Source organism: Arthrobacter cheniae, assembly GCF_003602275.1.
Lineage (GTDB): Bacteria > Actinomycetota > Actinomycetes > Actinomycetales > Micrococcaceae > Arthrobacter_D > Arthrobacter_D cheniae.
The window spans coordinates 238,678-264,606 of sequence record NZ_QZVT01000003.1 but is presented as its reverse complement, the minus strand read 5'-3'; the positions used below and the strand labels follow the sequence as shown (position 1 = coordinate 264,606).

The window sequence follows — 25,929 nt, the reverse complement described above, 5'->3', positions numbered from 1 at the left end:
TTCCTTCCGCCCCGGCAACGTCCCAGTGCTCGCGCAGACCGCGGAGAGCCTCAACGTCCAGGAGAAACCATGTCCGAGCAGAAGCTCGCAGCACACGTCCGCACCGAGTTCGGCAAGGGCGCTGCCCGCCAGGCCCGCCGCGCCAACATGATCCCCGCCGTGATCTACGGCCACGGCGCCGAAGCCATCCACGTCCTGCTGCCCTCGAAGGCAACGACCCTTGCTGTGCGCACCCCCAACGCACTGCTCACGCTGGACATCAACGGCGAGGACCACCTGGCCCTGGTCAAGGACATCCAGCGCAATCAGCTCAAGCGGATCGTCGAGCACCTCGACCTCCTGACCGTTCGCCGCGGCGAGAAGGTCCAGGTCGACGTCGCCATTCACGTCGAGGGCGAGACCCTGCCGGACGTCGTCTTCAACCTCGAGACCAACACGGTCCTCGTCGAGGCAGAGGCAACCCACCTGCCCGAGACCCTCACCGTCAGCATCGAGGGCCACAACATCGGCGAGCACGTCTACGCCTCGGACATCGTGCTCCCCGAGGGAGTCACGCTGCTCACCGATCCCGAGACGCTCATCGTCAACGTCACGGCCCCCACGGTCCAGGACCTCGGCGAGGGTGACGAGACCGACGCCGCCACCGAAGGAACCTCCGAGGGCGCAACGGCAGCTCACGCTGACGCCGACGCCGTCATCACCGACGCCGACGAGCGCTAAGCCGGATTACCACGGTGTCCACTGACACCTGGCTCGTAGCCGGGCTCGGGAATCCCGGGCCCGGCTACAGCGGAAACCGGCACAACGTCGGCCAGATGGTCCTGGACCTGCTGGCCGGCCGCGTGGGTGGGCGCTTCACCTCCTCGAAGGCGCAGGCCGTTACGCTCGAGGGCCGGCTCGGAATCGGCGGCCCGAGGCTCGTCCTCGCCAAGCCTTTGACCTACATGAACCTCTCGGGCGGGCCGATCTCCGCGCTCGCCCGCTTCCACGACGTCGCGCCCGACCACGTGATCGCCGTGCACGACGAGATCGACATCCCGTTCAACACGCTCAAGCTCAAGCTCGGCGGGGGAGAGGGCGGGCACAACGGTCTCCGTGACATCAGCAAGACCCTCGGCACCAAGGACTACTACCGTGTGCGGGTCGGCGTCGGACGACCACCCGGACGGCAGGACCCGGCCGACTTCGTGCTCAAGGACTTCAGCACCGTCGAGAAAAAGGAACTGCCGTTCCTGCTCGACGACGCCGCAGACGCCGTCGAGCTCCTGATCCGGGACGGCCTGCTGGAAGCCCAGCAAAAGGTCCACCCGCCGAAGTAGGAAGACTGGTTGTGTTGATTTGCCCGCATCGGGCCCTAATTGCGCCTAGTCTACCTAATCATGCAATTCGACTGCCGCCGACCATTGAAGCGCAACGTCCGCGCAGAGTATCCGCACTGAGTAACTTCGGGCATGGATGCCACAATCGTTTCCAGGGCTGCTGGACCGGTGTACCTACAACGCCTACTCGCTCAATTGCCGACACGCGATCGAACAGGTGATGAGCTATGACACCGGCAGCGCGAGAAGCGTCGTGCAACCAGAGAGCGCGGTGTTTCATGGTCACGGCATCGGGTTAAGCGGGGCCGCTCCACGCGAGACAGAGACAACCGAGCCAGCCTTGAAGATATTGGCTGGAGTTGGGCGATGGCTCATTCAGAACTAACTACGGCTTAGCGATTACGAAGCCGGTTCACAGAGAGCAAGGCAAGGGCGGCGGTACACCGTCAGCAACAACCGTCTTACAAATGTCTCCTGCATCGAGGAGATGAGATTGGCAATCGGTGCTAACACGGCGTTCCTCGCTAACCGGTACAAATTGACGAGAGGAGTTGGTGTTGCTGCCAGCTGTACCGCGAACCCTAAAATCTCTTCTGCACAGCGGGCGGTGCCTCATTGCATGAAGCTTCTCGACACTCGTAACGGGTAAGAGACCTGCGAAACCATGCGAATGGCCCCTTTTTTAGATACGTGGGCCACTCTTCCACTACTGACGGATGGCTCGATCCTGCCCGGTCAGCCACACGGAGAGTGGGGTCTGAAGCGCTATTAATCCCACCGCCCATGGGATGACTAGGGCTATCCAAAATTCAATCCATGTCCCGTCTGCGGGCGTTTGCAGCAACCAGAGGATCGCGGGGTGAGCCAGAACCGCGGCGAAGCCTGACGCCGCGAGTCGCGTGAAAAGCCGGCTGACCGCGAGTGGCACAGACTGGAAAGCGAACCCGGCCAGTAGCACGAGCCCAAAGCTGATAGCACATGCCACGATCATGCTTACGAAGGGAGTACCGAAGTCACCGCCCTTCATGTCCAACGGTGTCGAGATGCCGCCCCAGACAAGTGCAAAGCCTCCCGAGAGGAGCCCCAACCCCAACAGCGGACGCCACCGAAGGCGAGGGTGCAACCTCGAAGCGACGGTCCCGATGAGCATGAAGCTGAGGCAAGGCAATGCAGACCCTATTGCTAGTGGCGTCTTCGCCAGCACATCGCCAACCAAATAGCCCGCGCCAAGACCAACTGCGGCGACCACCGCCTGAATTGCTATCGGTAGCTTCGTCACCGCTCGGTAAAGAATCGCGGTGAAGAACAGCACAGAAACGAACCAGAATGTCGTGAAGGGCCGGCCTGCAACGGAGCCGCCATAAAGTGGACGCAGGAAGGATCCCAAGCCAAAGTTGCCGGATACCAACAACTCGATGACGTACGGTATCCCGATGATGGCGAACCAGGCTGCGTAGGGGAGTCCGAGGGTTCGCCCTCGTTTCACAACTTCGTCTTTAGCAGTTCTGCCTAGGCGCCAAAAATATCCGGAAAGGAAAAAGAACAGCGGTACATGCCACGTATAGAGAAGGTTCCGGACGAGGTCTGACGACCATACGTGCCCCGCTACAACGGCCACGATTCCAAGTACTCGGATGAAATCGATAGCACCGGAACGCTGACTCGTCCCCTTATCAGCTCGCGCTAGTAGCGCCATTGTTTCCCCTAAATTTGAGACCTGCACTGATTATGCCTCACGTTGCCAACGCCAAGGCACTGCCCACACCCGAGACAGAGCACTTCTGCACCCCAGATAGTCAAGCTAACGCAGCAGGGATCGAGCCTTATCTTTTCGAAGATGGGACCTTCTCTCGGTGCTGCTACCGTGCCTGCACCGCGATCTCGATGAATGTCAGAGCAGCGACCGTTACCAGTGCGAACGCAGCCGCTTGCTACCGTTCCCTGACGGTAGGTCAGCGTATCAATTGGCAATACCAGAGCGCTCGAGGGCCTCGTACAGCGATCCTATATTGTCCGCAGTGGCTGGTAGCTGGGCTCGGAAGCGCCGGGCCCGGCTACAGCGGCAACCGGCACAACGTCGGCTCGTCCTCGCCAAGCCTTCGACGTACATGAACCTCACGGGCGGCCGATATCGGCGCTCGCGCGCTTCCACGACGTCGCGCCCGACCAGGTGATCGCCGTGCACGACGAGATCGACATCCCGTTCAACACCCTCAAGCTCAAACTCGGAGGGGGAGAAGCACGGGTCTGCGCCTGCGTCAGCAGGGCCGCCGGACCGCCCCTAGGTCCAGGGGTTTGAGCATCGAGGACAAACCCCTCCGCTCCGTTTCGGCGCAGAAGCCCAGCGACCCTTGGTACTCGACGTGCAGAACAGCCTTGCCGGCGTCGGTGAAGGGGTCATACAGGTCGCATTCCGCATACCGGACGCACTCCTCGTTGATGGCGAAGTCGAAATCGTCCACGAGGTCCGGGATCTGGTCGACGTCGTTCTTCAGCGCGACCGACAATCCGCGGAAGTGGGCCAACTCGGCTACGGCCCGGTTGTACGCCAGCTGGTCGGCTGCCGTCAGCGGAAAGCCCGTCGCATTCAGGTAGCCGTCAACGTTGTCCGGTTCGACGGCGTCGAACCCCTTCTCGACACAGGTATCCATCCGTGCTGCCATGATCGGCAGGAGGACGTCCAAGCGGCGGATGTCGAGCCACTGCTCGTTCGGCCAGCCGGACAGGACATCGCCCAGGACGGCTGGCGGAAAGGCGCCGGCATCGGCCCGGAAGTCTTCCCACGAACCGGCCGAGAGGTAGCAGATCAGTCGTCGCCCATCGCGCTTCAGCGTGTCGGCCTCCGCACGCGTCGTCCTTTCGTAGTCGACATCGAAGACATCGGCGTCCACCTCGAGGTCGAGGTCGCCACTGAGTTGCCACTGCCAGCTGGTCGTGGGGGCCGGTAGCCACCGTGAGTCGGCGGGGCCTGCCTGGACGGCCTGCGTTGCGGGAGGCCCGCCGTCGCCCGGACTCCCACAGGCGCCCAGTGCAAGGACGACAGTCAGGCCGGCAACCACGGGCCAGGGGTGCGCCTTCACACGTGGTCCCGGTGCTCGGCGAGGAGACGCGCGGAGACGACGGCCGGCGGACCCAGCCATGGGTTGGGGAGGGATCGATCGGTCACGAAGACGTGCCCGGCACCACGATGGCGGGCGGCGCGGTGGAGGGCGGTCAGCTGGTCCGGGTCGCACTCGTACACCAGATGCCATAACCGGGACGGTGCTACGTCCCGTGCCCACGACGGGTGCTCGAAGTTCCCGTAGGCTTCGGCGGTCCCTTCGAAGACCGAGATGACGTCGAAGAGATTCAGGTGAGCCAGTGAGGGGAATACGCCGGGATTCGCTGCCAGGAACGTGATGCCCGCAGCCCGCGCCGCAGCTGCGTACTGTGCGCACCGCGCAAGGCTCTGCGCCGTCGTTGGAAGTTCGTCCAGCATGATTCCGTCTACGTTGTACAGCCGTTGCCACCGGGCGATATCGCCTGCGACCTCCGCCACCGGCCGGTTGCCGTAGTCGACCGGGACGTAGCCGAGGATGCGGATGCCTCGCAGCGTGGTTATGGCGTCCGGGTAGTACTCGTCGTCCTCCTGGCCGGGACCGTTGTGGACATTGAGGACGGCGAAGGAGACGTTCCGGCGCTGTGCCGCGAGCCAGGCCCAGTCCTGGGGAGCCTCAGCGGGATGCACGTACCAGGGGAGCGCGAGGCGAGCCCTCCTCATGCGTAGGCGCGGGGATCGGACACCCGTGCCAGGAGCATGGCACTGCCCGCGGTGACGAAGACGATCGCCAGGAGCATGGCGGGCACGGCGCCCAGGGACAGCCACGCTGCTGCGGACAGGCACGCCGCGCCGGCGAAAAGTACACCCGCGCGCGGCAGGCCGAACGCGCTGATGGTCGTCGACGTCGTCGCCAGGGAGCTGAAGGCCGCGGCGACGATGACGGTCGTCGCTCGGGCGTCCTTGACCAGAAAGATGACCACAAGGGTGGAGACGACGGCGGAGACGACGACGATCACCGTGGACATCACCAGGGTGGACACCCACGCGTGCCGGGCTGCATGCGTCAGCAAGGGCGTGCGATGCGAGGACCACACCAACCGCTGGCGCATGAGCACCAGGGCCGGATCGGTGGCCGCTGCGGCGACAACGGTGGCCACGATGAGCGCGGTCCCTTCCCAGTCCGGCAGCCGGGTCAGCGCCATGGACAGTGCGGCGGCAAGGAAACCCGCCTGCGCGGCCGGGGCGAGGGCGGCCCGCACGTCGCCCCGGCCGGGCAGGTGCGGCTCATCGATGGTGCGCAGGACGGCGACCAGGTTGATGGTGACGGCGACGAGGACCAGGAGGGCCGCGGCCACGACGATGGGAGTCGTGGCGTCGTGTCCCAGCACCAGTGCGACGGTCATCACCGATACGGCGCCGGCGAGCACCGTCAGCAGGTACCAGGAGCGACCGAGGATCACGAGCATCGAGACGACGCAGGAGTACCAGCACCACGCGAGGGTGAGGACGGCCGTGGACGCGTGGTGAGTGGGAAGGAGCAGGGACACCGCGAGGTAGCAGGCGAGGACAGACCCTACGATCAGGGCTGCGCCGGTACCCCTGGCGACACCGCGGTGCACCTGGCCTGTTCCTGCATGTGCCCAGACGATTCCCGAGACGGACTGGCCGATGATCCAGGCGCCGATGCCGGCAATGAGGATCGCGTTGGTGTCGATGACCAGGACGGTCGCGGTGAGGCCGCCCAGTACGGCACCCAGGATCAGGACGATGCCCCGCCGTACGGCCTCGAGCAGATCGGTCCGGGCCAGCCAACCGCCCGGAGTCAGCGGAGCCCGCGCGGGGTCCCTCGACCGGTCGAGCGATTGCGCGTAGGCGAAGACGTCCGTCGCTCCGTTGCGGAGGCGGACGGTGCGGTCGCTGAGGCCGGAAGCTTCGAGCCGTGCAGTGACCTCGTACGTGTCGACGGCATCGAAGGCGATGCGGTCATTCCCGATGGTCGGCAGAGAGTCACCCGACGCCGGCATCATGACGCTGTCGGCGCTCATGCCGACAACTCGAGTGCATGTCTACCGGTCAGCCAGGGCGCACGGGGGATCACGGCGTCGGCCGTGCTCGGTTCGTGCTCGAGCAGCCGTCCGTCCCACGCAGCCAGGTAGGCCTCGCGATAACGGTCGAGGCATCGCTCGAGGGTGAACAGGGACAGCGCTCGCCGGCGGGCAGCGGCGCCCATGGCGGCTCTCGACACGTGGTCGGACAGCAAGGTGACGCAGGCGTCCGCGAATGCGACGTGGTCACGGGCCGCGACCAGCAGGCCCGTTGTCTGTTGCTCGTCGAGGCATTCGGACACGCCCCCGACGTCGGTGTTGACCGTGGCGCGGCCGCACATCATCGACTCGATCAGGGTGAACGGCAGCCCTTCCGAGACGCTCGACAGAGCCACTACATGACCGGCCTCGATTGCCGGTCGGCTCCCCTTGCTGGAGCCCTCCCAGTGGACGGCACCGGAGACTCCGAGCGCGGCAGCCAGCTCCACGAGCCGTGTCTTGTAGGCAGCGTTCTCGGCAGGAGTCGGTCCGAAGATGCGCAGTTGGGCATTCGGGATGCGATCGCGGACCACCGCGAAGGCGGACAGCAGAGTTTCCAGGTCCTTGAGCGGATCGATCCGGCCGACGAAGCTGATTGTCGGCAGGTCCGGCTCGCCGGTGATGGGTTCGAACTTTCCGGGATCGACGCCGTTGGGGATGGTGTGGATCTTCTCCGGGGCGGCACCGAGTTTCCGCTCCCACCGGGCGTTGAACTGGTTGACCGGCAGGATCATCAGTGCGTGGACGTGCACCACCTCGCACAGTCGCCGCAGGAATGCCGTCACCGCTCGGCGCACCGGCCAGGACAGCTTCGCACCGTGAAGTGCAAGGTACCGCTCCCGCAGGTAGACGCCGTGTTCGGTCAACAGGATGGGGGTGCCGTGCCGCCAGGAGTGCGCCAGTGCAAGCAGGGACGAGGGCCCGTTGCTGGATGCATGGACCACATCGGCGGTCCCCAGTTCATGGTCGATGAGGGCCAGCGCGCGGTCCACGATGCTGGCAGCCATGACCGCGTCGGCAACGGACATCGGTGCCTCTCCCGACGTCCGGGCGTGGCGCTCCCAGGCGGCGAGGATGGGAGCCACGGATCCGCGTGTGGACAGTGAGCGGGCCAGCCCGATCCTGTCGCTGATGCCCACGAGCTGCTGGAGTGCGTCGGCCGTTCGCCCTACTGGGTCCCCACTGTCCGGGCCGAGCGCGGCATCCCAGAGCTGGGTGAGAGCGTGCTGCGTCGAATCGACCCAGGCTCGGCGTCGGGAACCGGGGCGAAGCGCAGAAGCAGGCGGCCCCCACACCGGAATCGTGCGTACGGCCTGCACATTGGACGGCAGGTCCCAGGCGAGCTTGGTAACACCGCTCCCGGTCAGCGCGACGACGTCGAACTCGTGCTCGGGCATTCCCCCGATGAGCTGGTCACACCAGGTGCTGACGCCGCCGGTGACGATCGGATAGGTTCCTTCGGTGACCAGGACGATCTTCACGAGGCCGCCGATCCCGCGTGCCGGAGCGCTCGCCGGAATTTCGGGCGCATGCTTCCAATGGATGCCGTACGAACCAACATTGTGACCCTTCGCTGATCGGTGACATAGCACTTCCAGTACAGGTGGTCGTGGCAGGCACAGCACGAGTAGGTTTCACGCGTCTACTGCGCGCTTTACGGCAGGCTTACGCGCGTGCGCACTTGCCCTGGCAGGGGAAACTACCCATCCGGCCCGGGAACTGGGGGCACTCCGGTGCAGGCGGCCGATTCTGGGGTTGCAAGGGCGCGTAGTCGTCGTCGTCCATTTCAAGTAGCGCTCGAGATGACCGCAGGGGTTAAGCGAGTAGCTCTGTTCCTACCCTCCGTAGCTTCCACTCGTGTTTGCTGCGGCCTGGATTCCTAGGGTGGGAACAGGTCTTTAGCTGCATCATTTGGGGAACAGGACGACGATCACAGTGGTATCTCAGACGCACGGTCTTATCAGCACGGGTAGGCCCCTGTTCAGCGGCCCCTCGGCAGCCGGGGGAGAGCAGGCATTCCTCGCCACGCGGGAGCAACTCGTCGAGAGTGTCCTGAAGCGCATCAGGTCGCCGGACAGGATCGGAGCCGTGCTGCTGGGCGACGAGGGGAGCGGTAAGACAGCCATCCTGCGCACTGTCGCGCACCGTGCCTCCCAGACTCATCACGTCGTGCGGATCTGGGCCTCCAAGCGGGCTTCCTCCGAGCCCTACAGGGCCATCGCCTTCCTGCTCGCCGAGCTGGAAACGGAACAGACCGGGCACCCGCTGACCATCCTCCAGGGGATTCGCGCCCTCCTGGAGGAGCAGTCCAACGGCAGGCCCATCGTCCTGGCGATCGACAACGCGGCGTGTCTCGATCACGAATCGGCCATGATCATCAGCCGGCTCGTGATGGCCGGAGTGGCGTCGGTACTCATCGCTTCCAAAGCGCTCAGGCTGATGGACGATTGCTTCGCGGACCTGTGGCGTGAGGGAGACCTGGAGCGCTTCGACCTCCCGTGCCTGACGCGGACGCAGATCCGCGCCATCGCCGAGGCGGCGCTCGACGCCCCCGTGTCCTGGGAAGCCGTCGAGGTGCTGTGGCGCTCCAGTGAGGGCAATGCCCGCTACCTCTACGCCGCTCTCGAGGAACTGTCGATGTCGGGGCTACGCGTCCAGGAGGGGACCTGGGTCGCCGCGTCCGGTCAGAACCTCGTCCCGTCGCCGGTCCATGCCAAGGCCCGTTCGACGCTCGGGGCGCTCCAGGACCGGGAACTGCAGATAGTGCGCGCACTCGCCTATGCCGGCTCTCTTCCCGCCGGAGCAGTCCGGCACCTCGCAGGCCTCGCACGCGATCCATCGAATGCACCGGCCACCACAGCAGGACCAGGAGCATCGGCCCGATCAGAAGAGGCAGCCGCGCACCTCGACGCCCTGCAGTCCCTGATCGTGCTGGGGAACAGCGGGGGAGTCACCACCGTGTCCCTTGCCTCCGGGCTCTTCGCCGCCGCCGTGCGGGAGCAGACGACGACGGACGAGGCGGCGGCGCTGTACACGCTGCTCGCCGGCCAGCCCACCGATGCCTTCGATCCCGCCGGCCTCGATCCGATGATGCACGCCGAATGGCTGCTCGCTGCAGGCTTTCCGGTCCCGGAAGACCTGACCCTGGCGGCGGCGAGGCGGTGCATCTTCCTCGGTCTCGATGACCGCGCACACTTCTGGATCGACCTGCACCCCGACGATCAGGACCTCGAGCGCATCCTTGAGGCGGCCCACGCGGCGCTCGCCGTCGGGCACGGAGGTGAAGCCGAGGCCCTGCTGGCTAAGGGGCACGCCCTGGTGGCAGCGGACAGCGCCCCCATCCCGGCAGCGGTCCGCCTTCTCATCCTGCGTTGCCGCGCACTGCGGCTCGTCGGCAGCGCTCCCGCACAACGGACGGCGTTGCTCGACGACGCGGAGCGGCGTATAGCCCTTGCCGAGCGGCAACCCGGAGCCGCGCGTGGCCTCGCACCGCAGCAGTTCCTGGAGCATCGCGCCGATGTGACCCTCACGCGCGCCGAGGATGGTTCATTCGGCGGGAACTACCAGATGGTCGCGAAACTCCTGCAGGGGGCGGACCGGACCGGATGGACCCAGGACCAGGAGGCGCTCGGCGACGGACTGTTGTGCGAGGCGCTCGCCATGACCGATCAGCAACTCGCCGCCGACGGGTTGGCCCGCTCCATGGGGGCCGGCCTCGGATCCCCGTCGATCAGCCGAGAGGTGCGCGACGCCACCCGGCTGCGTATCGCCGTCGCCCTCGATGCCGGGGGCACTGCGGGTGGGCCGGTGTCGGACGCCGGCCAGGACATCGGGACACACCCTTCCTCCGTCACCCGTGATTCGATCGAGGACATCATCGCGGGAGTCCGTGAGGCCCTCAAGGGCCGGCCGGACCAGGCACGGGCGCTGCTCCTCCCCGTGGCGCAGCAGCTCGTGCTCAAGGATGCATACTGCCTCCTCCCACTGGTGACGGCGGCGCTCGCGAGCACTCCCGCCGACACCGACGCGGCGGGCGCGGTCATCGGCTATTTCCCGCAGGCAGCCGCGCAGTCGACGCCATGGACCGTGAACGCCCTGATCGGCCACCTGCGGTCGGCGTCGCCAGGAGTGCGTGAATCGCGCATGGAGACAGCCGCGAAGTTCGCTGATCTCGCGGACGCGGCCCACGCGCAGGGCGCTCCGATGCTGGAGATGATGCACCGGCTCGCGCAACTCCGCGCAGGTGACACAAGTGCCGCGCGTGCGCTGGCGGCCGCGGCCGCGGGTATCGAGGGGGTCTATGCGGCGGCCTGCGAGCTGTATGGCAGGGCTACCGATACGGGAGATGCAGAACTCTTCGCCCAGGCGATGGAGAGCGCCCAGCTCGCCGGTGACAGCGGGCTGGCGCGGGACTGCGCCGCCCAGGCCCTTCAGGCGGCGCAGCTCTCCGATGCACGCGGCGTCCTGAGGGATGTCCAGCGGCGGGCGGGCCGGCTCTTCGGGGACACCACCGACCTGCAGATGGGGGTCGCGCTCGAACGTCTGACCAAGCGCGAGCGCGAGGTTGCCCAACTCGTGGCCCGAGGGGAGAACAACAAATCGATAGCCGTGACGATGGGCGTCACCGCGCGAACGGTGGAGGGTCACCTCTACCAGATCTTCTCGAAGCTCCACCTTCGGACCAGGGGCGAACTCGTGGACCTGATCCTGGTCGGGGTGCGATGAACTTTCTGCGCACCGATGACCTGCTGCCCTGTCGGCAGCCCGTCGTCGACGCCCTGCAGGATGTCCTGGGGCTGGAGAACCGGCACGGAGTCCTGGTGTTCGGAGAGAGGGGAATGGGGAAGTCCTACCTCCTCCGCACCCTCGAGCGCTCGGCCCCTTCCGGCGGACGGCGACGGTACGTCATCCGCGCAACCCATGCCCTGCGAGCCGTGCCCTATGGAGCCCTCGGCGAACTGCTGGGCGGGGTTCCCGGGCCTGACCTGCTTGATCCCATCCAGATGCTGCGGGCGGTGCGGCAACGGCTGCGCAGCTCCGACGGCGGCCAAGCCGGCGAGGTGTTGGTGGATGATGCCCAGTTCCTCGACGAGGAGAGCGCGCATGTGCTGACCCAGCTCGTCGTCACCGGGGCCATCCGGGTCGTCGCGTTCGCCGATTACTCACTGTCCGAGTCCAGCGGGCTCTACAGCTTCGCCAACGAAGGCTACCTCGAACGGTTGCATCTCGAGCCGCTTCCTGCCGCCAGCATGGGCGCAGTGGCGGAATCCGCCCTGGGAGAAGCTCCGCTGGGAGGTCGGGCCGTACACCACCTCCAGCAGGCCACGGGCGGCAATCCGATGCTGCTGAATGCGGTGCTCGGGCACACCGCATCGGGCAGGGCGCGCCCCGTGGATACCGCCGGATGGAATCCCGCGTCGACGAAGCACCCGGTCGCCGGGCCGATGGCGGACCTCGTCGCGTCGATCCTCGCCCCCATGCCCGAGCCCCAGCGCAAGGCCCTGGACCTCCTGGCGCTCGGCGGTGCGGTGGCGACCGCCGACGTCGAGAGACTGACCAGTGCCGGGACCGTCCGCACGCTGGTGTCCCAGCGACTCGCGGTCACGCACCCGTCCGAGTCCCGCTACCTCACGCTGCGCCATGGACTCTACGGGGAGGTGATCCGCGCGACGTTGCCCCTCGGACGGCAAGCCCTGCTGCGCGATGAGCTCGGTGGCTCCGCGCACGCTCTGCCGCCGTACGGTTGCCACCGCATACGCCACGTGGAGTGGGCGGTCGACACCGGACTGCAGGTGGAGGCGGGCACGCTGCTCGACGCGGCGAGGGTCGCCACCCACACCGGGCACCTCGAGGCGTCGGAGCGGTTCATCCGGGCCATCCCTGCCGGGCACCGGTTCGAGGCCGACATCGAACGCGCGCGCCTACTCGCCGTTCGCGGCCACGTGGTGGCGGCAGCGCAGCTGGTCACCGGGCTGGACGCCGTCGACGACGAACGCGCACGCATCGCCGTCGTCCTTCAGTGCTCGGCGAAGCGGTTGGCCGGAGAGGCCCCGTCCGACCTCCTTGCGCTGCTCGACTCCTCCATGCCGTCCCTACGCGGTGCGGCAACCAGCACGGATGGCGACGAGTCCATGGTGCGCGCGCAGCTCCTGCGGGCACAGCTCCTCCTCGACCAGGGCAACGCTGCTGCCGCGGAAGTCCTCACCGACAACTACCAGGAGCTTTCGCCGGAACTCCGCGCTGTCGCCCTGGCACTGCGCGGACAGGCCTTGGGCATGCAGGGCCGGGCTGTCGAGGCCGAACAGTGCACACAAGCTGCGCTCGACGCGGCCACCGCAGATCCGTATGCGCTGATCCATATCCTCGGGGACGTCCTCGCCCAGCACATCCTTGTCCTCGCCCACGCAGGCAGGGCCGATCAGGCGCTGGCCCGGCTCGAGCAGGCCGAGTCCGGCACCGTACCCTTCGGTGCCGCGGATGCCCTGCGGGGCATCGTGCTCATCAGGCAGGGACATTTCTCGGATGGCATGCAGAGCCTGGTGCCGGCGCTGGCCCGGCTGCGCAGCACGGACCCGCAGCTTTTGCTGCCCTACGCCCTGGGAACAGCCTCCTGGGGGGCGGCGGTACTCGGCAGGACGAACCAGGCCTGGTCGCTGATCGACGAGTTCAGGAAGCTGAAGCCCCGCGGGAGCGTCGAACTCGGGGTGCTCGGCCGTGCCTTCGCTGACGCGGCCGCATCGCTTTGTCCCCGTCCCACGGAGCCCCCTGCGTCCCTCGACGCACTGATGGCAGAGGTTCACCCGGCCGGGCTCCGCGCCTGCGAGAAGGACATCCTGGTACTCGCGGTGCTGCTCGGCCGGGACGAGGCCGCAGACCTCCTCGCGCGGCTCACGACGGACATGCACGGCGACGAAGCCCTGATCCTCGGCAGCTTCGCGCGGGCGGTCGGCGCAGGTGACGGCATCGAGCTCGGCGAGATCTCGGACCGTGCTGCCGCTTTCGGCCTTCCGCTGATCGCGGTGGACGCGGCGGGGCGGGCGCGGGCACTTCAACAGTCGGACTTCCGTGCCTCCTCCGGCGCACGATCGGTCTCCCGTCGCCTCGGCAAGTACAGTGCGCCCTTCGTCGGCACGCGATTCGAGGTCCCCGGCGGTGCGCGCTCCGTCAATGACCTCACGAGGAGTGAGGCCGCGGTCGCGCGCCTCATTGCAACGGGGGAGAGCAACAAGGGGATCGCGGAGTCCCTGTTCGTCTCCGTCCGCACGGTCGAGGGCCATCTGCACCGGATCTACGTGAAGCTCGGTATCAACGGGCGCCTCGAGCTGGTGCAGGAGTTGCAGGACCAGGAGCAGGCACTACGGGCGAGCGGAACCGCTTCGCGCTGACGGCTGGTCTCCAGCACACTCGCAGAAGATGCGGACAGACGAATGCGCTGGTGTGGTCCGGGCCATGACACCCGGACCACACCAGCGCATCTTTTATGAGCTGCTGGTGTCGAAGCGCGTTGTCTACGCGCTCAGGGCCACCGGCAGCGGCTCGTCGGCAAGGAAGACAGCTGTTGCCGGATGCTCGGGACGGCCGAGGGCGCGGTACTCCCACCCGGCGGAGCGGTACGCGTCCGCGTTCAGGGCGTGGCGTCCATCGACGATCCGCCGCGAGGACACGAGGCGCCCCAGGATCTCCGGATTGGCGTCCGTGAACTCGTCCCATTCGGTCAGGAGGACGACGACGTCGGCATCGAGGACGGCCTCGACGAGGTTGTCCGCGTAGCTCAGCTGCGGGTAGGCCCTGCGGGCGTTGTCCATCGCCTCCGGGTCGAACACGGTGACCGACGCGCCCTCCTGCTGCAGCATGCGGGCCACGTCCAGGGCAGGGGCATCACGGATGTCGTCGGAGTTCGGCTTGAAGGCAGCACCTAGGCAGGCGATCCTGGCGCCGGCCAGATTTCCGGAGACCAGGTCCCGCACGATGTCCACCGTGCGGTGACGGCGCCGGACGTTGATGCTGTCCACTTCACGGAGGAAGGCGACGGCCTGCCCGACCCCGAGTTCCTCGGCGCGGTACGCGAAGGCACGGATGTCCTTGGGCAGGCAGCCGCCACCGAAACCGAGGCCGGGCTTGAGGAATCGTCCGCCGATCCTGCTGTCGTACGAGAGCGCCCGCGCCAGGAGGCTGACATCAGCTCCGGTCGCCTCGCAGACCTCGGCCATGGCATTGATGTAGGAGATCTTGGTGGCGAGGAACGAGTTGGCCGCGACCTTCACCAGTTCGGCGGTGGCCAGGTCCGTGACCACCAGGGGAACCTCGGCGGCGAGCAGCGCGGTGTAGCAGCGGCTCAGCTGCTCGCGAGCCCAGTCGGAGCTGACTCCGAACACGAGCCGGTCCGGTCGCAGGGTGTCCTGAATTGCGTAGCCCTCCCGCAGGAACTCGGGATTCCAGGCCAGCTGGACCGCAGTACCGGCCGGCGCGATCTCCTGCACCAGGGTGGTCAGCCGATCCGCCGTCCCGATGGGAACCGTGGACTTCCCGACGATCAGCGCAGGCCGGTCCAGGTGCGCGGCGAGCCGGGAGACAGCGGCATCGACGTACTGCATGTCGGCGGCGGGAGAATCTTTCGCCTGGGGGGTGCCCACGCAGATGAAGTGGACGTCGGCGGACGCTGCCGCATCCGCGAAATCGGTGGTGAAGCGCAGGCGCCCGGAGTCGAGTGCGGTGCGCAGGAGCTCGGGGAGTCCCGGCTCGAAGAAGGGCACCCGCCCGGACTGGAGGGCCGCGACCTTGTTCTCGTCGACGTCGACGCCGACGACGTCGTAGCCGAGGGTGGCCATGCAGATGGCGTGGGTTGCGCCGAGGTAGCCCGTACCGATCACCGACATACGCGGCTGTTCGATGATGGGGGAGTCGCTCGAGGTCGACTGTGCTTCCGAGATGTGGGTGATGGTCATGACATGCTCCAGACATGGTGGGTGAGGTGATGATCGGGCTGTTTTCGGGATGGGTGTAGCCAGGAAGGTACGTGCTCGGTGGTGCAGGTGCGGTAGTGAGCCGTGGCTCAGCGGCAGTCCGCGTTCGTGAGGCCCTCTCCTGCGTTCTCCACGAGGTTCGCGCAGTCGACGATGTTCGCTCGTTCGGGGCGGGTCGCTATCGCATGACCTGCTCCGTTGACGATGGCCGTGTTGTCGGCGAACAGGTTTCGGGTGCCCCAGCCGTCGATGATCTCGTGCGTCTGGAACCCGTCGAGCGGAGTGTTCTCGCCCCGGTTGCCGGTGATGGTCCAGGCCGTCCCCTTGACGTCGACCCAGGAATCGGCGCCGGACAGGTCGGACCCGTCGAAGGTGTTGTCGATGATCAGGCCGTTCACTGTTCCTTCCTTCACATCGATGCTCTCGGAGGTCGTTCCGCTGATCGTGTTGCCGGCGATGACGTTCCGGTCGCTGCGGTCGGGGAGGCACTCGGTCACGGTGCACCAGTTGCTCTCGGCGGAGCCGATATAGACGCCCTCACCGAATTTCGGTTTGCGCAGTCCCGTGTTGCTGATCGTGTTGTTGAGGACGACGTTCGCCGTGCTGTTGTTCCGGAGGTGGATCGCCTCGTCCCCGATGCCCGTGACGGCCAGATCCTGAATGAAGGTTCCGGTTGTCGCATCGGCCATGACGCCCTTCTGCCCGTTACGGACGGTGAAGCCGATCAGGGCCCAGTGCTCCGCCTGGTCGAGGTGCAGGACGTAACCGCCCTTGATGCTGCCGCCGTCGAGGACGGCACCGCGTCCACCGCAGAGGAAGATCCGCTCCACTGCCGTACCTGACGAGCGGGCTACGAACGGCCCGCCGTAGACGCCGTCGGCGAGCCGGATGACATCGCCGGGTGCGGCTGACTCCAGCGCATCCGCCAGTTCCGCGCTCGTGGCGACCTGCTGGGTTGCAGCAGGACATTCGAGCTTCCTGTAGTCGGGAAGATCGGCCTGCCCCGGCTGGGCCTGGGCCTCGATACCCGGTGCGGTGATGGGTTCCTCGTTCTCCTCGTCGTCGGGTTCCTCCGTCTTCTCATCTCCGTTGCCGGACCCGCTCGTCGCGGTCGCCCGGGGTGCAAGGGTTGCTTGCGCCGGAGTGGGGAATGCGGTGGCGGTCGGCGGTGTTGCCTGTGCGCCGTCGTCGTTCGTCGAGGCGACAGGTGGGGCGCCGGACGGGGCGAGCAGGGGAGCGACGATGGCGAGCGTCACCAGCACGCCGGCGAGAAATGCCGCCAGGGCGGTGATGATGATGGATGCAGTGATGCGTTTCATAGGCCTAGTCCTGCCGTTCTGCGTCCACCGGTCGTACTGCCGGTGATGACCGTGAGCGGCACCTTGTCCTCGTAGGGATGTTTCTTGTCCCGGCTACGGCCTGCGCCCTTGATCGCCGTGAAGACGACGATCATCGCGAGGAGGAGCCAGAGGACCGTCAACGGTTGGAAGAAGTTCTTCAGGGCGATCAGCCAGGGCGTGGTGTCGTTCCAGGCGCTCGTGGTGTTGCCCGTCACGGTGATGTTTTCGGATCGTCGTGAATCGACGGCGCTCGGTCCCTTGCCCGCGATGGTGTTCTGCGCGATCGAAGTCCCCTCCGTTGCTCCGACGATCGTGATCCCGTGGTTCGTGAGGCCCGTGAGGGTGTTGCGTCCGACGTCGGCGATGGAATCCCGCACGTAGATGCCGATCTCACCTCCGTCGACGATGTTCCCCGACACCGTGGCGTCCAGGACCGTGTCCCTGACGGCGATGCCCTGGCTGACCTGGTCCCGCAGCTGGTTGCCGACGACGCTGACGTTCCGCGCGCCGTCCCTGACGACGATGCCCATCGTGTTGCCGGTGATGTTGTTGGCGTGCACGCCCACGTTGTCCCCTCCGATGACCTCGATACCGTAGCGGCCGTTGCCGGCCGCAGTGCTGTTCGCAACGGAGTTGTTGCCGTACCTCCCGAGGGAGATTCCTGTTGCGCTGGGACCGTTGGCCAGGGGCTGGCCCTCGATGGAGATCCCGTTGCGCCGGTTGTCCCGTGCCGTCACTTCACTGAGCACGATTCCCGTCGTCGCCCGTGAGAGCACGAAGCCGTCACCCGCGTTCCCACTGGACTCCGTCTTGCCGACCGCCGCGTTGGTGACGTACCGGTGCATGACCATCCCGTCGGCGAGACTCCCACGAACCTTGGTGTCCTTGATGTCCACGCCGTTGGCGTTCGCGATGAAGAGCCCGAAGGCGTTCCCGTCGATGACGGTGTCCGAGATCGAGGCAGAGACATAGCTGTAGGTGGGATCCGTGAGGTCGACGTCGGGCAACGGGAGCTCGCCGGCCGGCAGGACGCCGTCGACAGGTGCCTGCGGGGAGTCCGGGGACTGTGCACCGTTCAGTGCTTCGACGCCGGCCTTCACGTCCCTGCCGAAGGTGGCGAGGGTTCCGGTACTGGGACGATCCGTACCGGTCAGGGACAGTCCGCCCGTCCGGCCGCTCCAGAAGCCCATCTGGCTCAGTTCCACGTAGTTCAGAGCCACCTGGCCGCCGATCGAGCGGATGTACGCGCGACCGTCGTCAGTGAGTGTGTCATCGGTTCCCTTGTCGCGATCCCAGCTGCGGATGCTCACGGGATTACCCTCGGACCCGCTGAGCTTGAGGGTACCTCCGTAGTTGACGATGGAGACGAAACCTTTCGCATCACTGGCCAGCTTGAGCTCGAGACCCCCGGGTTCCGAGAGGTCGAGGGTCGCGCCGTTCTGGACCACCAGGTGCTCGGACAGCAGGAATGACCCATCCGGTTGCCGCACGAACGTCTGCGGAGCGAGCTCGAGGAGGCTCTCCACGGTGTACGCCTCGTCGCGGGAGGTCAGCACGAGGGAGTAGGCCGACCCTGCAGACAGCCGGTACGCCGTCTTCACGTCGAGGTTGCGCCAGCGGACCATGGACGCCACGGTCCGCACCTCGGTCAGGCGCCTGTCCTCGTCGGCGACGAGGGCGGCCTCCAGCTCAGGGTTCCCCGGGTAGTCGGTTCCGTCCGCGACGGTGGCCGTTCCCAGGTCCCCGATCTCGTTGTCCGAGGTCGGCTGAAGGTCCGACGTCGGGGCGGGTTCGGGCGCCTCTGCAGCGAATGCGGGAGTTGCAGCGGCCGGCAGGGCCAGCCCGACGGCCAGGAGCACGGGAAGGATGCGTCGGCCCACGAGGGGCATAGTGACCCGGCTCATCGTGCGCCCACCGTCAGCTGCTCTGCTTCCACCGGCATGGCGACGGCCACGGGGATGGGAGAAGAGGGAGCCTGCTCGGAGTGCGGGGCGACGCGCTGGGCCTGGGGGAATGACTGCGCCTGCGACAGCGAGGCCGAGGTCTGGCCGTCCCCACCGGTCGAATCGGCGTGGCGGGTCAGCCAGCCCTGCTTGTTCATCGTGAAGAAGGCGTAGATCTTGATGGGCAGGGCGATGAAGATCACGACGGCGGTGACGAGGGGCAGGAGGACGATTTCCTTCGGGTGGCGTCGCAGGTGGGAGAATCCGCGGACACCGCGGCCCAGCAGGATCCAGCCCAGGGCGAGGGCAGCTGCGACCGGCGTCAGTTCCAGCCGACTGAAGACGAGGTAGCCCATGGTCACTCCCATGGTCACCGGTGTCAGCAGGATCTGCAGCACCGTGATCTTCGTGACGAAGGGGACCCGCCAGAGCCATCCCTTGTACACGGCCGTGAGGTAGCAGCGGTAGGAGTTCCGGCTCCATCGGATGCGCTGCTTGACGAATGCACGGAAGGTCGAGGGGAACATCGACAGGGCTCGTGCACTGGACTGGTGGACGGTCTTGAAGCCGGAGGCCAGGACCAGCCAGGTGAGTCGACCGTCGTCGCCCGAGACGCAGCGCCGCCCGAGGAAGAACTCGTCCTCGAGGTTCTCGAGGACGGGGAGGACCGCTGATCTGCGGTAGGCACCGGTGCGTCCGGAGATGCATGCGACGGCACCTGCGCGCCCCATTGCGGGCACGTAGTCGTAGTACCGCAGGTTCACGAGCCAATCGGCGACGCGCCGCCAGACGCTCGTCGTCCGCTCGTAGACGTTCTGCTGCGTGCTGACACCTCCGACGTCGGGATCCGCGAACGGCATCTGGACGGACGCCAACAGGTTGGGCTGCCAGAAGGTATCCGAATCGGTCAGGATGTACAGCTCGCCCGTTGCACGGCGCATGCCTTCGCCCAGCGCGGAGCGCTTTCCGGCGTGGGGGAAGAGCACCGGCTTGATCCGCGCGTCGTCGAGAGCGACGAGGCGGCTGTAGGCCTCGGTGTCCGCCAGGTCGAGCACGATGATGATCTCGTCAGGATCCTGCTTCCGCCAGGTCTCCAGGCATGCCATGAGGATCTCGGTGTCCTCGTGGAAGGAGGGCACGATGACCGAGGTGGTGGTCCGGAAGTCGTTGACGATGGGCCTGGCCCGACGCGAGAGGATCACCCTGTAGAGCCACAGCGACCATACGATGGCGCCGGCAAGGGCAAGGGGCAGGTAGGACGTCCAGTCGGAAAGGTCGAGTGCCGGAAGCTGGACGTCCGAGAGTAGATCGAACAGGTTGCCCGTGGATTCCGGGCCGGGTGAGGTAGTCATGGAACCTCCAATTGATGGATGTGCTCTTGGGTGCCGGGTTACGGGGCGGGAGCGCTCGATCGGACGTTCGACGACATTGCAGTTACGCAGTCACGCTGCCCCCAGCGGCATGATTCGAGGTTATGAGCCCCCTGATCGGCATGACACCGTGCCCGACGCCCCAATCACGCGCAGCAATACTTGGGTCGGATCCCATGACGCGCGAGTAAAGCCGTTCGACCTACGCGCGGAGGAAAGGAATCGTGTGCGGATCCGGCGAGGGCCGGAGAGGACGCAAAAGTACCGGCGCGGGTAGAAGTGTCCGCGACGTCGCGTATGATTCGGCGAAACTACGGTAGTAGCGGAAAGGGCGCTTCCCGACGGCGGGCTGGGCCGACGTCGGGCTACGCGGGCGATGGGGATGAGCTATGACGCAGTACATGGACGCCGCGAGTCTGCACAGTGCAGGCGGCGTCGGCTCGAGGTTCGGTATGGGCGCGGGTGTCTTCCCGGACGAGCGCGTGCCGCGAGGCGTGTGGCCACTCGTCGGACGTGATGCCGAGACGGGCCGGGTGAAGGAAGTGCTCCTCGATCCGAATGCTTCGGGTGTACTGATCGTGGGTGCGGCGGGCCAGGGCAAGACAGCGGTTGCGCGACATGCCGTGAACACCCTGCCCGGGGAGGCGGAGGTCCTGTACATCCGGGGGTCGAGTATCGGAGCGGGCGTACCGTACAGCGCGCTGACCGTGCTGCTTGTCGATCTCGACGAACGGGTCGCGCGGCACCCCCTTGTGCTTCTCACGGCGCTTCAGGCGCTGTTCGGCCGCATGCCCGGCAGCAGGCCCATCGTCGTCGTCGACAATGTGGAGGACCTGGACCCGGAATCGGCTGCCGTCCTCGCCCACCTCGCATCGGTCGAGTCGGTGCGGCTCGTGGTCATCACCGAGCAGCTACAGCGGACGCCCGAGCCCTTCGTCGAACTATGGCGGAACCAGGCACTCGAGCGGATCGACGTCGAACCCCTGACACTCGAGCAGACCCGGGAACTGGTGGAGAAGGTGCTGGGCGCTGCGGTCTCGCGCGCCCTGGTGGTCGCGCTGTGGACGGATAGCGGCGGGAAGGCCGGCAATCTCCGGGCGATGATCCCGTTGGCACGTGATTCGGGCCAGGCGGAATATCGGGAGGGGATCTGGACGCAGCGCTGGTTGCCGCCGGAGGACGATGTCGCTGATTCCCGCATCGGCGTGAACAGCCTCGACGCCACGTCCGGTGAAGCGCGGAAGACCATCGCCCTCCTGTGCATCCTCGGGACGTTGCCCCTGCCGATGCTCCTGCGTTACGTGCCCCAGGTGGAGGTCGACGGGCTGCAGCAGGCCGGGCTCGTCCGGGTGCTGTGGAGCGACGGTCCCACCGTCACCATCGACGACCCGGTCGCTGGAGCAGCATTTCGAGCTGCACTCGCCCGTGTACCGGAGCCGGCGGTCACCGAGGCACTCGACGAGATCGAGCGACACGAGGACCTGCCTCCCGCGTCCGACATCGTCCTTACCGCCTGGCTCATGCAGGCGGGTGCCCCCATCACCGGAACGCGCCTCCTGCGGTCGGCCAGGTACGCGAACCAGCTGGCGATTCCCCATCTGGTGCGCTCGTTCCTCGCCCACCTGAGTGGCTGGCAGGAACACCCCGACGCCGTCATCGAATACGCGCGCCTTGCCCTCGACCACTCCGAAGCGGACGGGGCCCGGTCCGCGATCGATTCACTCCTGCAGGCCCCTGACCTCCAGCCGGCCGTGCGGGCAGCACTGCGCCTGGCAGGCGTGCGCGTCAGGATGCGGCAGGCGCCCGCCGAGGAGTGGCTGCCCACCGCGCTCGTCGACTGCGAGGCCGACTGTTCGGCCGTGCCAGGAGCAGACGGCGAGCACCTCAGGGCGGAGCTGATCCTCCTGCGCCTGGAGCTGAGCCTGCTCGACGGTCGCTACCTGGAGGTGGCGGGTTCCTCGTCCGACCTCCTCACCTCGACCCTCGACTATTCCTCCACCGCCATCAGGACGAAAGGCATGCTGATGCTCGCTCTCGCCGCGACGGGGCAGCACGAGCGCGCCGGTGTGCTGGGAGAGGTGCTTGCGCGGAGCCCCCACACCGCTTCCTCTCCGCGCGACCGGGCGGAGGCACACCGCAGTTCCGTGCTCTCCCTGGCCCTGGCCGGACAGCTCGACGAGGCGCTCGAGCGTCTCCACGACGTGTCCTCCTCGCATCGCGACGTCCAGGACGAGGCGTGGGCCGAAAGCATGGCGGGCCTGCTGCTGGCGGGCTCGGGTCGCAGCAGGGATGCGCTTCCGCTGCTCCTTCCTGCGATGGCCCAACTGAGGATGGACGACAGGTTCGGGCTGCTTCCCGCCACCGAGGCGGCCGCGGCGTACGCCTACGCACTCGACGGCCAGGACGAGGCCGCCCGGGCCTATCTCGACCTTGTCGCGCAGCCGGAGCGGTACCGCGGCTGGGTCTCCCGGCACACCACCGACTACTTCACCGTGCTCACCGCGTCCCTGCTGGATGAATCCGGCGGGGCCCAGGTGATGCTGCGCGCAGCGGACCGCGAGCTCGCCCGCGGAAACAAGGGCATCGAGCTCGTCCTCCTCACCCAGGCGGTGCGCCTTGGAGAACACTCCGCTGCTCATCGGCTGTCGGTGCGGTCCAGCGAACTCGGCAGTCCGCTGGCGGGATCGAGCCTGCTCCTGAGCAAGGGAATCCTCGCGCAGGACCCAGCGCTGCTGCTGGAAGCCGCCGAAGCGGCCCTGACCATCGGTCATCACGATCTGGCGGGTTCCTCGGCACTCCTCGCCGTCGAGTTGCGTGCGCGCGACGACGACCCCCTCATCTTCGTCCGCGCGGAACAGATCCTGCGGCAGACCTCGGTGGAGAGGCGACGGTCACTCACCCGCCAGGCCCTGACGGAGCGCGAACGCGCTGTGGCGAGGATGGTTGCCCGAGGCGCGTCCAACAAGGACATCGCTGCTGCGGAGCACTGGTCCATCCGTACTGCCGAGGGGTACGTGCACCGGGCGATGTCCAAGCTGGGCGTGCACAACCGCAAGCAACTGCGCTCCGTGTTCGCGAAGCGATGATGGCCGATATCGAAGCGGTCCCGGCCCTCTTCGGGCGGTCGATCCTCGTCCGCGCCGTCGCCGCGGAGCTGATGTCCCCGGAGTCGGTGGGAGTGATCCTCGTCGGAGAAGCCGGCATCGGCAAGACCGCCATCGCACGCCAGGTCTCGGACGAGCTGCGGAACACCGTCAGGGTCATCCCGGTGAGGGGCGGCGCCGGCCTTCGATCCATCCCGTACGGTGCCCTGTCCCGTTATCTCGTGGGGCTCTCCCTGGCGGACGTGGATTCTCCCGCGGTCATCCTCCGGCACTTCATGAAGCACCTCAGCCGGGAGCTGAGGAGCCAGGTGCCGCCCGTCATCCTGATCGATGACGCCCATAACCTCGACAACGAGTCCTGCCTGCTCATCATGCAGCTGGCAACCGCCCGGAAAGTGAAGGTCCTGGCGACTGCGCGGCAGGCTCCGGGCCCCTCCGGCGAGTTCGAGCGCGCCGCGAAGGACGGGCTGCTGTCACAGCACCTGATCGAGCCCCTCGCGCTCGCCGACGTCCACGAGTTGTGCGAACGCTTGCTGGGTGGTCCCGTGCTCACCGGCACAGCGCGCCTCCTCGCCGCGAAGACGCGCGGGAACCCGCTCCTCCTGACCATGCTCGTGGATCAGGGCAGGGTGCAGGGATACCTCGTCGAGGTGAACGGCGTGTGGCGTGCACGCGGGCCCCGCCCCGCGATCGACGCCCCACTGGCCGACCTGCTGATGCATGACCTGGGGGATCGGAGCGACGACGAACTCGCGGTCCTCGAAGCCATGGCCGTCTCGGGACCGGTGCGGATTGCCTCCCTCGAGGCGGACGTGGACTGGAGTGTCCTGGCGCAGCTCGTCCAGGAGCAGCTCATCGAGGTCGATCCCTCGAGCGAGCAAGTGGTCTCCCTGAAGCATCCCCTGCACGGCGAGGCCCTCCGAGGCAGCATTCCCCCCGCCCGTGCCCTCGACCTGGCGCAGAGGGCGCTCGTCCCGATGCCTGAATCACCGAGTACTCCGGGAGAACTCACCAGCTTCGTCACCGCAGCCCTCAGGGCATCCTCATTCGTGGAGGATGCGGTGCTGCTCCGGGCGGCCAGGGTGGGAAACCGGCTCCACGACCCGGCTTTCGCGCTGAAGGTACTCGACGCTGTCCGGGAACCGGTGCCAACGCCCTCCTACCTGCTCGAGGCGGCGTGGGCGCAGTGGAACGACCGGAACTTCGCGCTTGCCCGGGTGCTCGTCGACGAGTCGCTCCAGGGGGCTACGGATCCGGGTGTCGTGCGGGACGGAATAGTCCTCTCCCTCCACCTTCACCTCCGGGAGGGGGAGGGCGCCGGCGCGCTGCACGACGACGTCGAACGGTGGGCCGACCTGCTCATCGCGGTCGGCAACGAGGACGGCATCGACCCGCTGGTGCGGAGCGCCGCCCTCAGCGAAGTCCGCCTGCTCCGGGTGTCCATCGAGATCATGCGCGGGAACCTGCATGGCACATCGGACCTGGAGAAGATGCCGGTCGGGCCCGGTCTCCCGGCCGAGGTGAAGCTGGCCCACCTCGGCCTGCTCGCCCACGCCCTGGTCGGGACCGGCAGGCCGCAGGCGGCGTCGCTTGCCCTGGAGGAGGCGCACACCCTTCTCGAGGAGAACCTCGAACCGCTCCTGACCTACCGTGACTCGGTGGCCGGAGAGCACCTCATGGCGCTCGTGTGCAGCGGCTCCTGGGACAGGGCGCGGGACCTCTTCCACACCACGTACCGGACGGACACCGACAGCGGTTTCCTCCTCAGCGGCTGGCTCGATCTCATCGAGGGAAGCATGAGCCTGTGCGCGGGCAGCTACCTCGATGCCCGGCGGCGCCTCGTCCTGGCCGTCGAGGCCTTCCGGGACATCGATGGCTCGCACATCATCGAGTGGTTGTCCGGACTCGCGGCCTACGCCTGCGCGCGGGCAGGCGATACACCGGGTGCCAGGGCCCTGATCGAGGCGCATACGACACAGCGGGGGCAGTCCGACGCCGTCGCCCACCTGATGGGTGACGCCTACGTCGCGGCTGCGCTCGGGCACCTGCAGGAGCAGGACGCCGTGTCCCGCCTCCGCTGGATCGCGCTGCGCGCGGAGAAGAGCCATTCACTGCTGGTGGCGGCGACAGCGCTGGACCATGCCGTGGTGCTGGGGGACCGGACGGCACTCGAGCCCCTCGCGGCGGTAACCCGGTCCTTCGACGGTGAGGAGGGGACCTCCCTGCACCGTTTCGCCGCAGCAGCAGCGGGCGGGGACCGCCAGGCGCTCATCGTCGAGAGCGAAGCTGCCCGCAGGAGCGGCTACCTTCCCCTCGCCATCCGGTGCCTGGAGGAAGCCACGTTGATCGGACCGCCGTCCGGCGCGGCTTCACGAAGCATGGACCGGCAACTGTCCGCACTGCGTGCCGAACTCAGGATGGCGCCGGGTGCCGGCGCTGTCCCGCTGGCACACGGGGCACGGTTGACCCAGGGGGAACAGGTGATCATGAAGCTGGTTGCCGCAGGGCATTCCAACCGGGAGATAGCCGAGATCCGGGCGATCTCGCCGCGGACCGTCGAAGGACACCTGTACCGCATCTTCGCGAAGCTCGGGATCACCAGGCGCGAGGTCCTGCAGCAGCCGCCCGCGACCCCGTGACGTAGCCTGTCTCCGGTCACCCGGCCGCCGATCACGCGGTGGGTGATCGGAGCGAAGGGTGCTGACCCCGTCCTTTCTTAGGCTTCACTGGGATGCCTCCCGGAGCCGGCAGTGGCAGGATTACATC

General features: G+C 67.1%; 15 protein-coding genes and 1 pseudogene. 7 read left to right on the top strand and 9 right to left on the bottom strand.

Going from position 1 to position 25,929, the window contains the following annotated elements; translation table 11 throughout:
- The first annotated feature begins 69 nt into the window (after positions 1-69).
- Together D6T63_RS06805 and pth are read left to right on the top strand one after the other, a co-directional pair.
- Positions 70-720 carry a 50S ribosomal protein L25/general stress protein Ctc gene (locus D6T63_RS06805; protein WP_120148253.1) on the top strand — a complete coding sequence of 217 codons (651 nt, stop codon included), beginning with the start codon at positions 70-72 and terminating at the stop codon, positions 718-720.
- Between the two features lie 14 nt (positions 721-734).
- A complete protein-coding gene (pth, locus tag D6T63_RS06800) occupies positions 735-1,319 on the top strand; it encodes an aminoacyl-tRNA hydrolase (protein ID WP_120148252.1) in 585 nt (194 codons plus the stop codon).
- A gap of 706 nt (positions 1,320-2,025) precedes the next feature.
- Here the strand turns inward: pth and D6T63_RS06795 are convergent.
- Positions 2,026-3,015 (bottom strand): acyltransferase family protein, encoded by a 990-nt coding sequence (locus tag D6T63_RS06795; protein ID WP_120148251.1) that lies wholly within the window; start codon positions 3,013-3,015, stop codon positions 2,026-2,028.
- A 305-nt stretch (positions 3,016-3,320) separates the two neighbouring features.
- On the opposite strand from D6T63_RS06795, the pseudogene D6T63_RS19735 reads away from it, so the two are divergent.
- Positions 3,321-3,558, top strand: a pseudogene (locus D6T63_RS19735) (aminoacyl-tRNA hydrolase); the annotation flags it as partial.
- Between the two features lie 19 nt (positions 3,559-3,577).
- On the opposite strand, the gene D6T63_RS06785 reads toward D6T63_RS19735, so the two are convergent.
- Genes D6T63_RS06785 through pelF form a run of 4 tightly spaced genes read right to left on the bottom strand, consistent with a single transcriptional unit; the run spans position 3,578 to position 7,924 of the window.
- A complete protein-coding gene (locus D6T63_RS06785; protein ID WP_220725887.1) occupies positions 3,578-4,399 on the bottom strand; it encodes an endo alpha-1,4 polygalactosaminidase in 822 nt (273 codons plus the stop codon).
- Positions 4,396-5,079, bottom strand: coding sequence for a spherulation-specific family 4 protein (locus D6T63_RS06780; RefSeq protein WP_120148249.1), 684 nt, complete (start codon positions 5,077-5,079; stop codon positions 4,396-4,398). The genes D6T63_RS06785 and D6T63_RS06780 overlap by 4 nt, the downstream gene beginning before the upstream one ends.
- On the bottom strand, positions 5,076-6,404 hold the full coding sequence (locus tag D6T63_RS06775) for a hypothetical protein (protein ID WP_120148248.1): 1,329 nt from the start codon (positions 6,402-6,404) through the stop codon (positions 5,076-5,078). Before D6T63_RS06775 ends, D6T63_RS06780 begins: the two co-directional genes overlap by 4 nt.
- Positions 6,401-7,924, bottom strand: a complete 1,524-nt coding sequence (gene pelF, locus D6T63_RS06770) for a GT4 family glycosyltransferase PelF (RefSeq protein WP_182976904.1) — start codon at positions 7,922-7,924, stop codon at positions 6,401-6,403. The genes D6T63_RS06775 and pelF overlap by 4 nt, the downstream gene beginning before the upstream one ends.
- A 454-nt stretch (positions 7,925-8,378) precedes the next feature.
- Here pelF and D6T63_RS06765 point away from each other — a divergent pair, with 454 nt between their 5' ends.
- Together D6T63_RS06765 and D6T63_RS06760 are read left to right on the top strand one after the other, a co-directional pair.
- A complete protein-coding gene (locus D6T63_RS06765; RefSeq protein WP_147394309.1) occupies positions 8,379-11,168 on the top strand; it encodes a helix-turn-helix transcriptional regulator in 2,790 nt (929 codons plus the stop codon).
- Positions 11,165-13,828, top strand: a complete 2,664-nt coding sequence (locus tag D6T63_RS06760) for a LuxR C-terminal-related transcriptional regulator (protein WP_120148245.1) — start codon at positions 11,165-11,167, stop codon at positions 13,826-13,828. Before D6T63_RS06765 ends, D6T63_RS06760 begins: the two co-directional genes overlap by 4 nt.
- A 123-nt stretch (positions 13,829-13,951) precedes the next feature.
- On the opposite strand, the gene D6T63_RS06755 is transcribed toward D6T63_RS06760, so the two are convergent.
- From D6T63_RS06755 to D6T63_RS06740, 4 genes are all read right to left on the bottom strand, one after another.
- Entirely contained in the window at positions 13,952-15,388 is a 1,437-nt protein-coding gene (locus tag D6T63_RS06755) for a UDP-glucose dehydrogenase family protein (RefSeq protein ID WP_120148244.1), read from the bottom strand.
- Between the two features lie 107 nt (positions 15,389-15,495).
- Positions 15,496-16,725, bottom strand: a complete 1,230-nt coding sequence (locus D6T63_RS06750; RefSeq protein ID WP_220725886.1) for a right-handed parallel beta-helix repeat-containing protein — start codon at positions 16,723-16,725, stop codon at positions 15,496-15,498.
- Positions 16,722-18,650 (bottom strand): right-handed parallel beta-helix repeat-containing protein, encoded by a 1,929-nt coding sequence (locus D6T63_RS06745; protein WP_120148243.1) that lies wholly within the window; start codon positions 18,648-18,650, stop codon positions 16,722-16,724. Before D6T63_RS06745 ends, D6T63_RS06750 begins: the two co-directional genes overlap by 4 nt.
- On the bottom strand, positions 18,647-20,041 hold the full coding sequence (locus D6T63_RS06740) for a glycosyltransferase (protein ID WP_120148242.1): 1,395 nt from the start codon (positions 20,039-20,041) through the stop codon (positions 18,647-18,649). Before D6T63_RS06740 ends, D6T63_RS06745 begins: the two co-directional genes overlap by 4 nt.
- 407 nt (positions 20,042-20,448) lie before the next feature.
- On the opposite strand from D6T63_RS06740, the gene D6T63_RS06735 reads away from it, so the two are divergent.
- Together D6T63_RS06735 and D6T63_RS06730 are read left to right on the top strand one after the other, a co-directional pair.
- Positions 20,449-23,145, top strand: a complete 2,697-nt coding sequence (locus D6T63_RS06735; protein WP_120148241.1) for a helix-turn-helix transcriptional regulator — start codon at positions 20,449-20,451, stop codon at positions 23,143-23,145.
- On the top strand, positions 23,145-25,802 hold the full coding sequence (locus D6T63_RS06730; RefSeq protein WP_182976903.1) for a LuxR C-terminal-related transcriptional regulator: 2,658 nt from the start codon (positions 23,145-23,147) through the stop codon (positions 25,800-25,802). The genes D6T63_RS06735 and D6T63_RS06730 overlap by 1 nt, the downstream gene beginning before the upstream one ends.
- The last annotated feature ends 127 nt before the right edge of the window (positions 25,803-25,929 follow it).

Coding starts and splice junctions, on each gene's coding strand:
- D6T63_RS06805 (WP_120148253.1), top strand. CDS start 70: ATGTCCGAGCAGAAGCTCGCAGCACACGTCCGCACCGAGTTCGGCAAG.
- D6T63_RS06795 (WP_120148251.1), bottom strand. CDS start 3,015: ATGGCGCTACTAGCGCGAGCTGATAAGGGGACGAGTCAGCGTTCCGGT.
- D6T63_RS06780 (WP_120148249.1), bottom strand. CDS start 5,079: ATGAGGAGGGCTCGCCTCGCGCTCCCCTGGTACGTGCATCCCGCTGAG.
- D6T63_RS06775 (WP_120148248.1), bottom strand. CDS start 6,404: ATGAGCGCCGACAGCGTCATGATGCCGGCGTCGGGTGACTCTCTGCCG.
- D6T63_RS06760 (WP_120148245.1), top strand. CDS start 11,165: ATGAACTTTCTGCGCACCGATGACCTGCTGCCCTGTCGGCAGCCCGTC.
- D6T63_RS06755 (WP_120148244.1), bottom strand. CDS start 15,388: ATGACCATCACCCACATCTCGGAAGCACAGTCGACCTCGAGCGACTCC.
- D6T63_RS06750 (WP_220725886.1), bottom strand. CDS start 16,725: ATGAAACGCATCACTGCATCCATCATCATCACCGCCCTGGCGGCATTT.
- D6T63_RS06745 (WP_120148243.1), bottom strand. CDS start 18,650: ATGAGCCGGGTCACTATGCCCCTCGTGGGCCGACGCATCCTTCCCGTG.
- D6T63_RS06740 (WP_120148242.1), bottom strand. CDS start 20,041: ATGACTACCTCACCCGGCCCGGAATCCACGGGCAACCTGTTCGATCTA.
- D6T63_RS06735 (WP_120148241.1), top strand. CDS start 20,449: ATGACGCAGTACATGGACGCCGCGAGTCTGCACAGTGCAGGCGGCGTC.
- D6T63_RS06730 (WP_182976903.1), top strand. CDS start 23,145: ATGGCCGATATCGAAGCGGTCCCGGCCCTCTTCGGGCGGTCGATCCTC.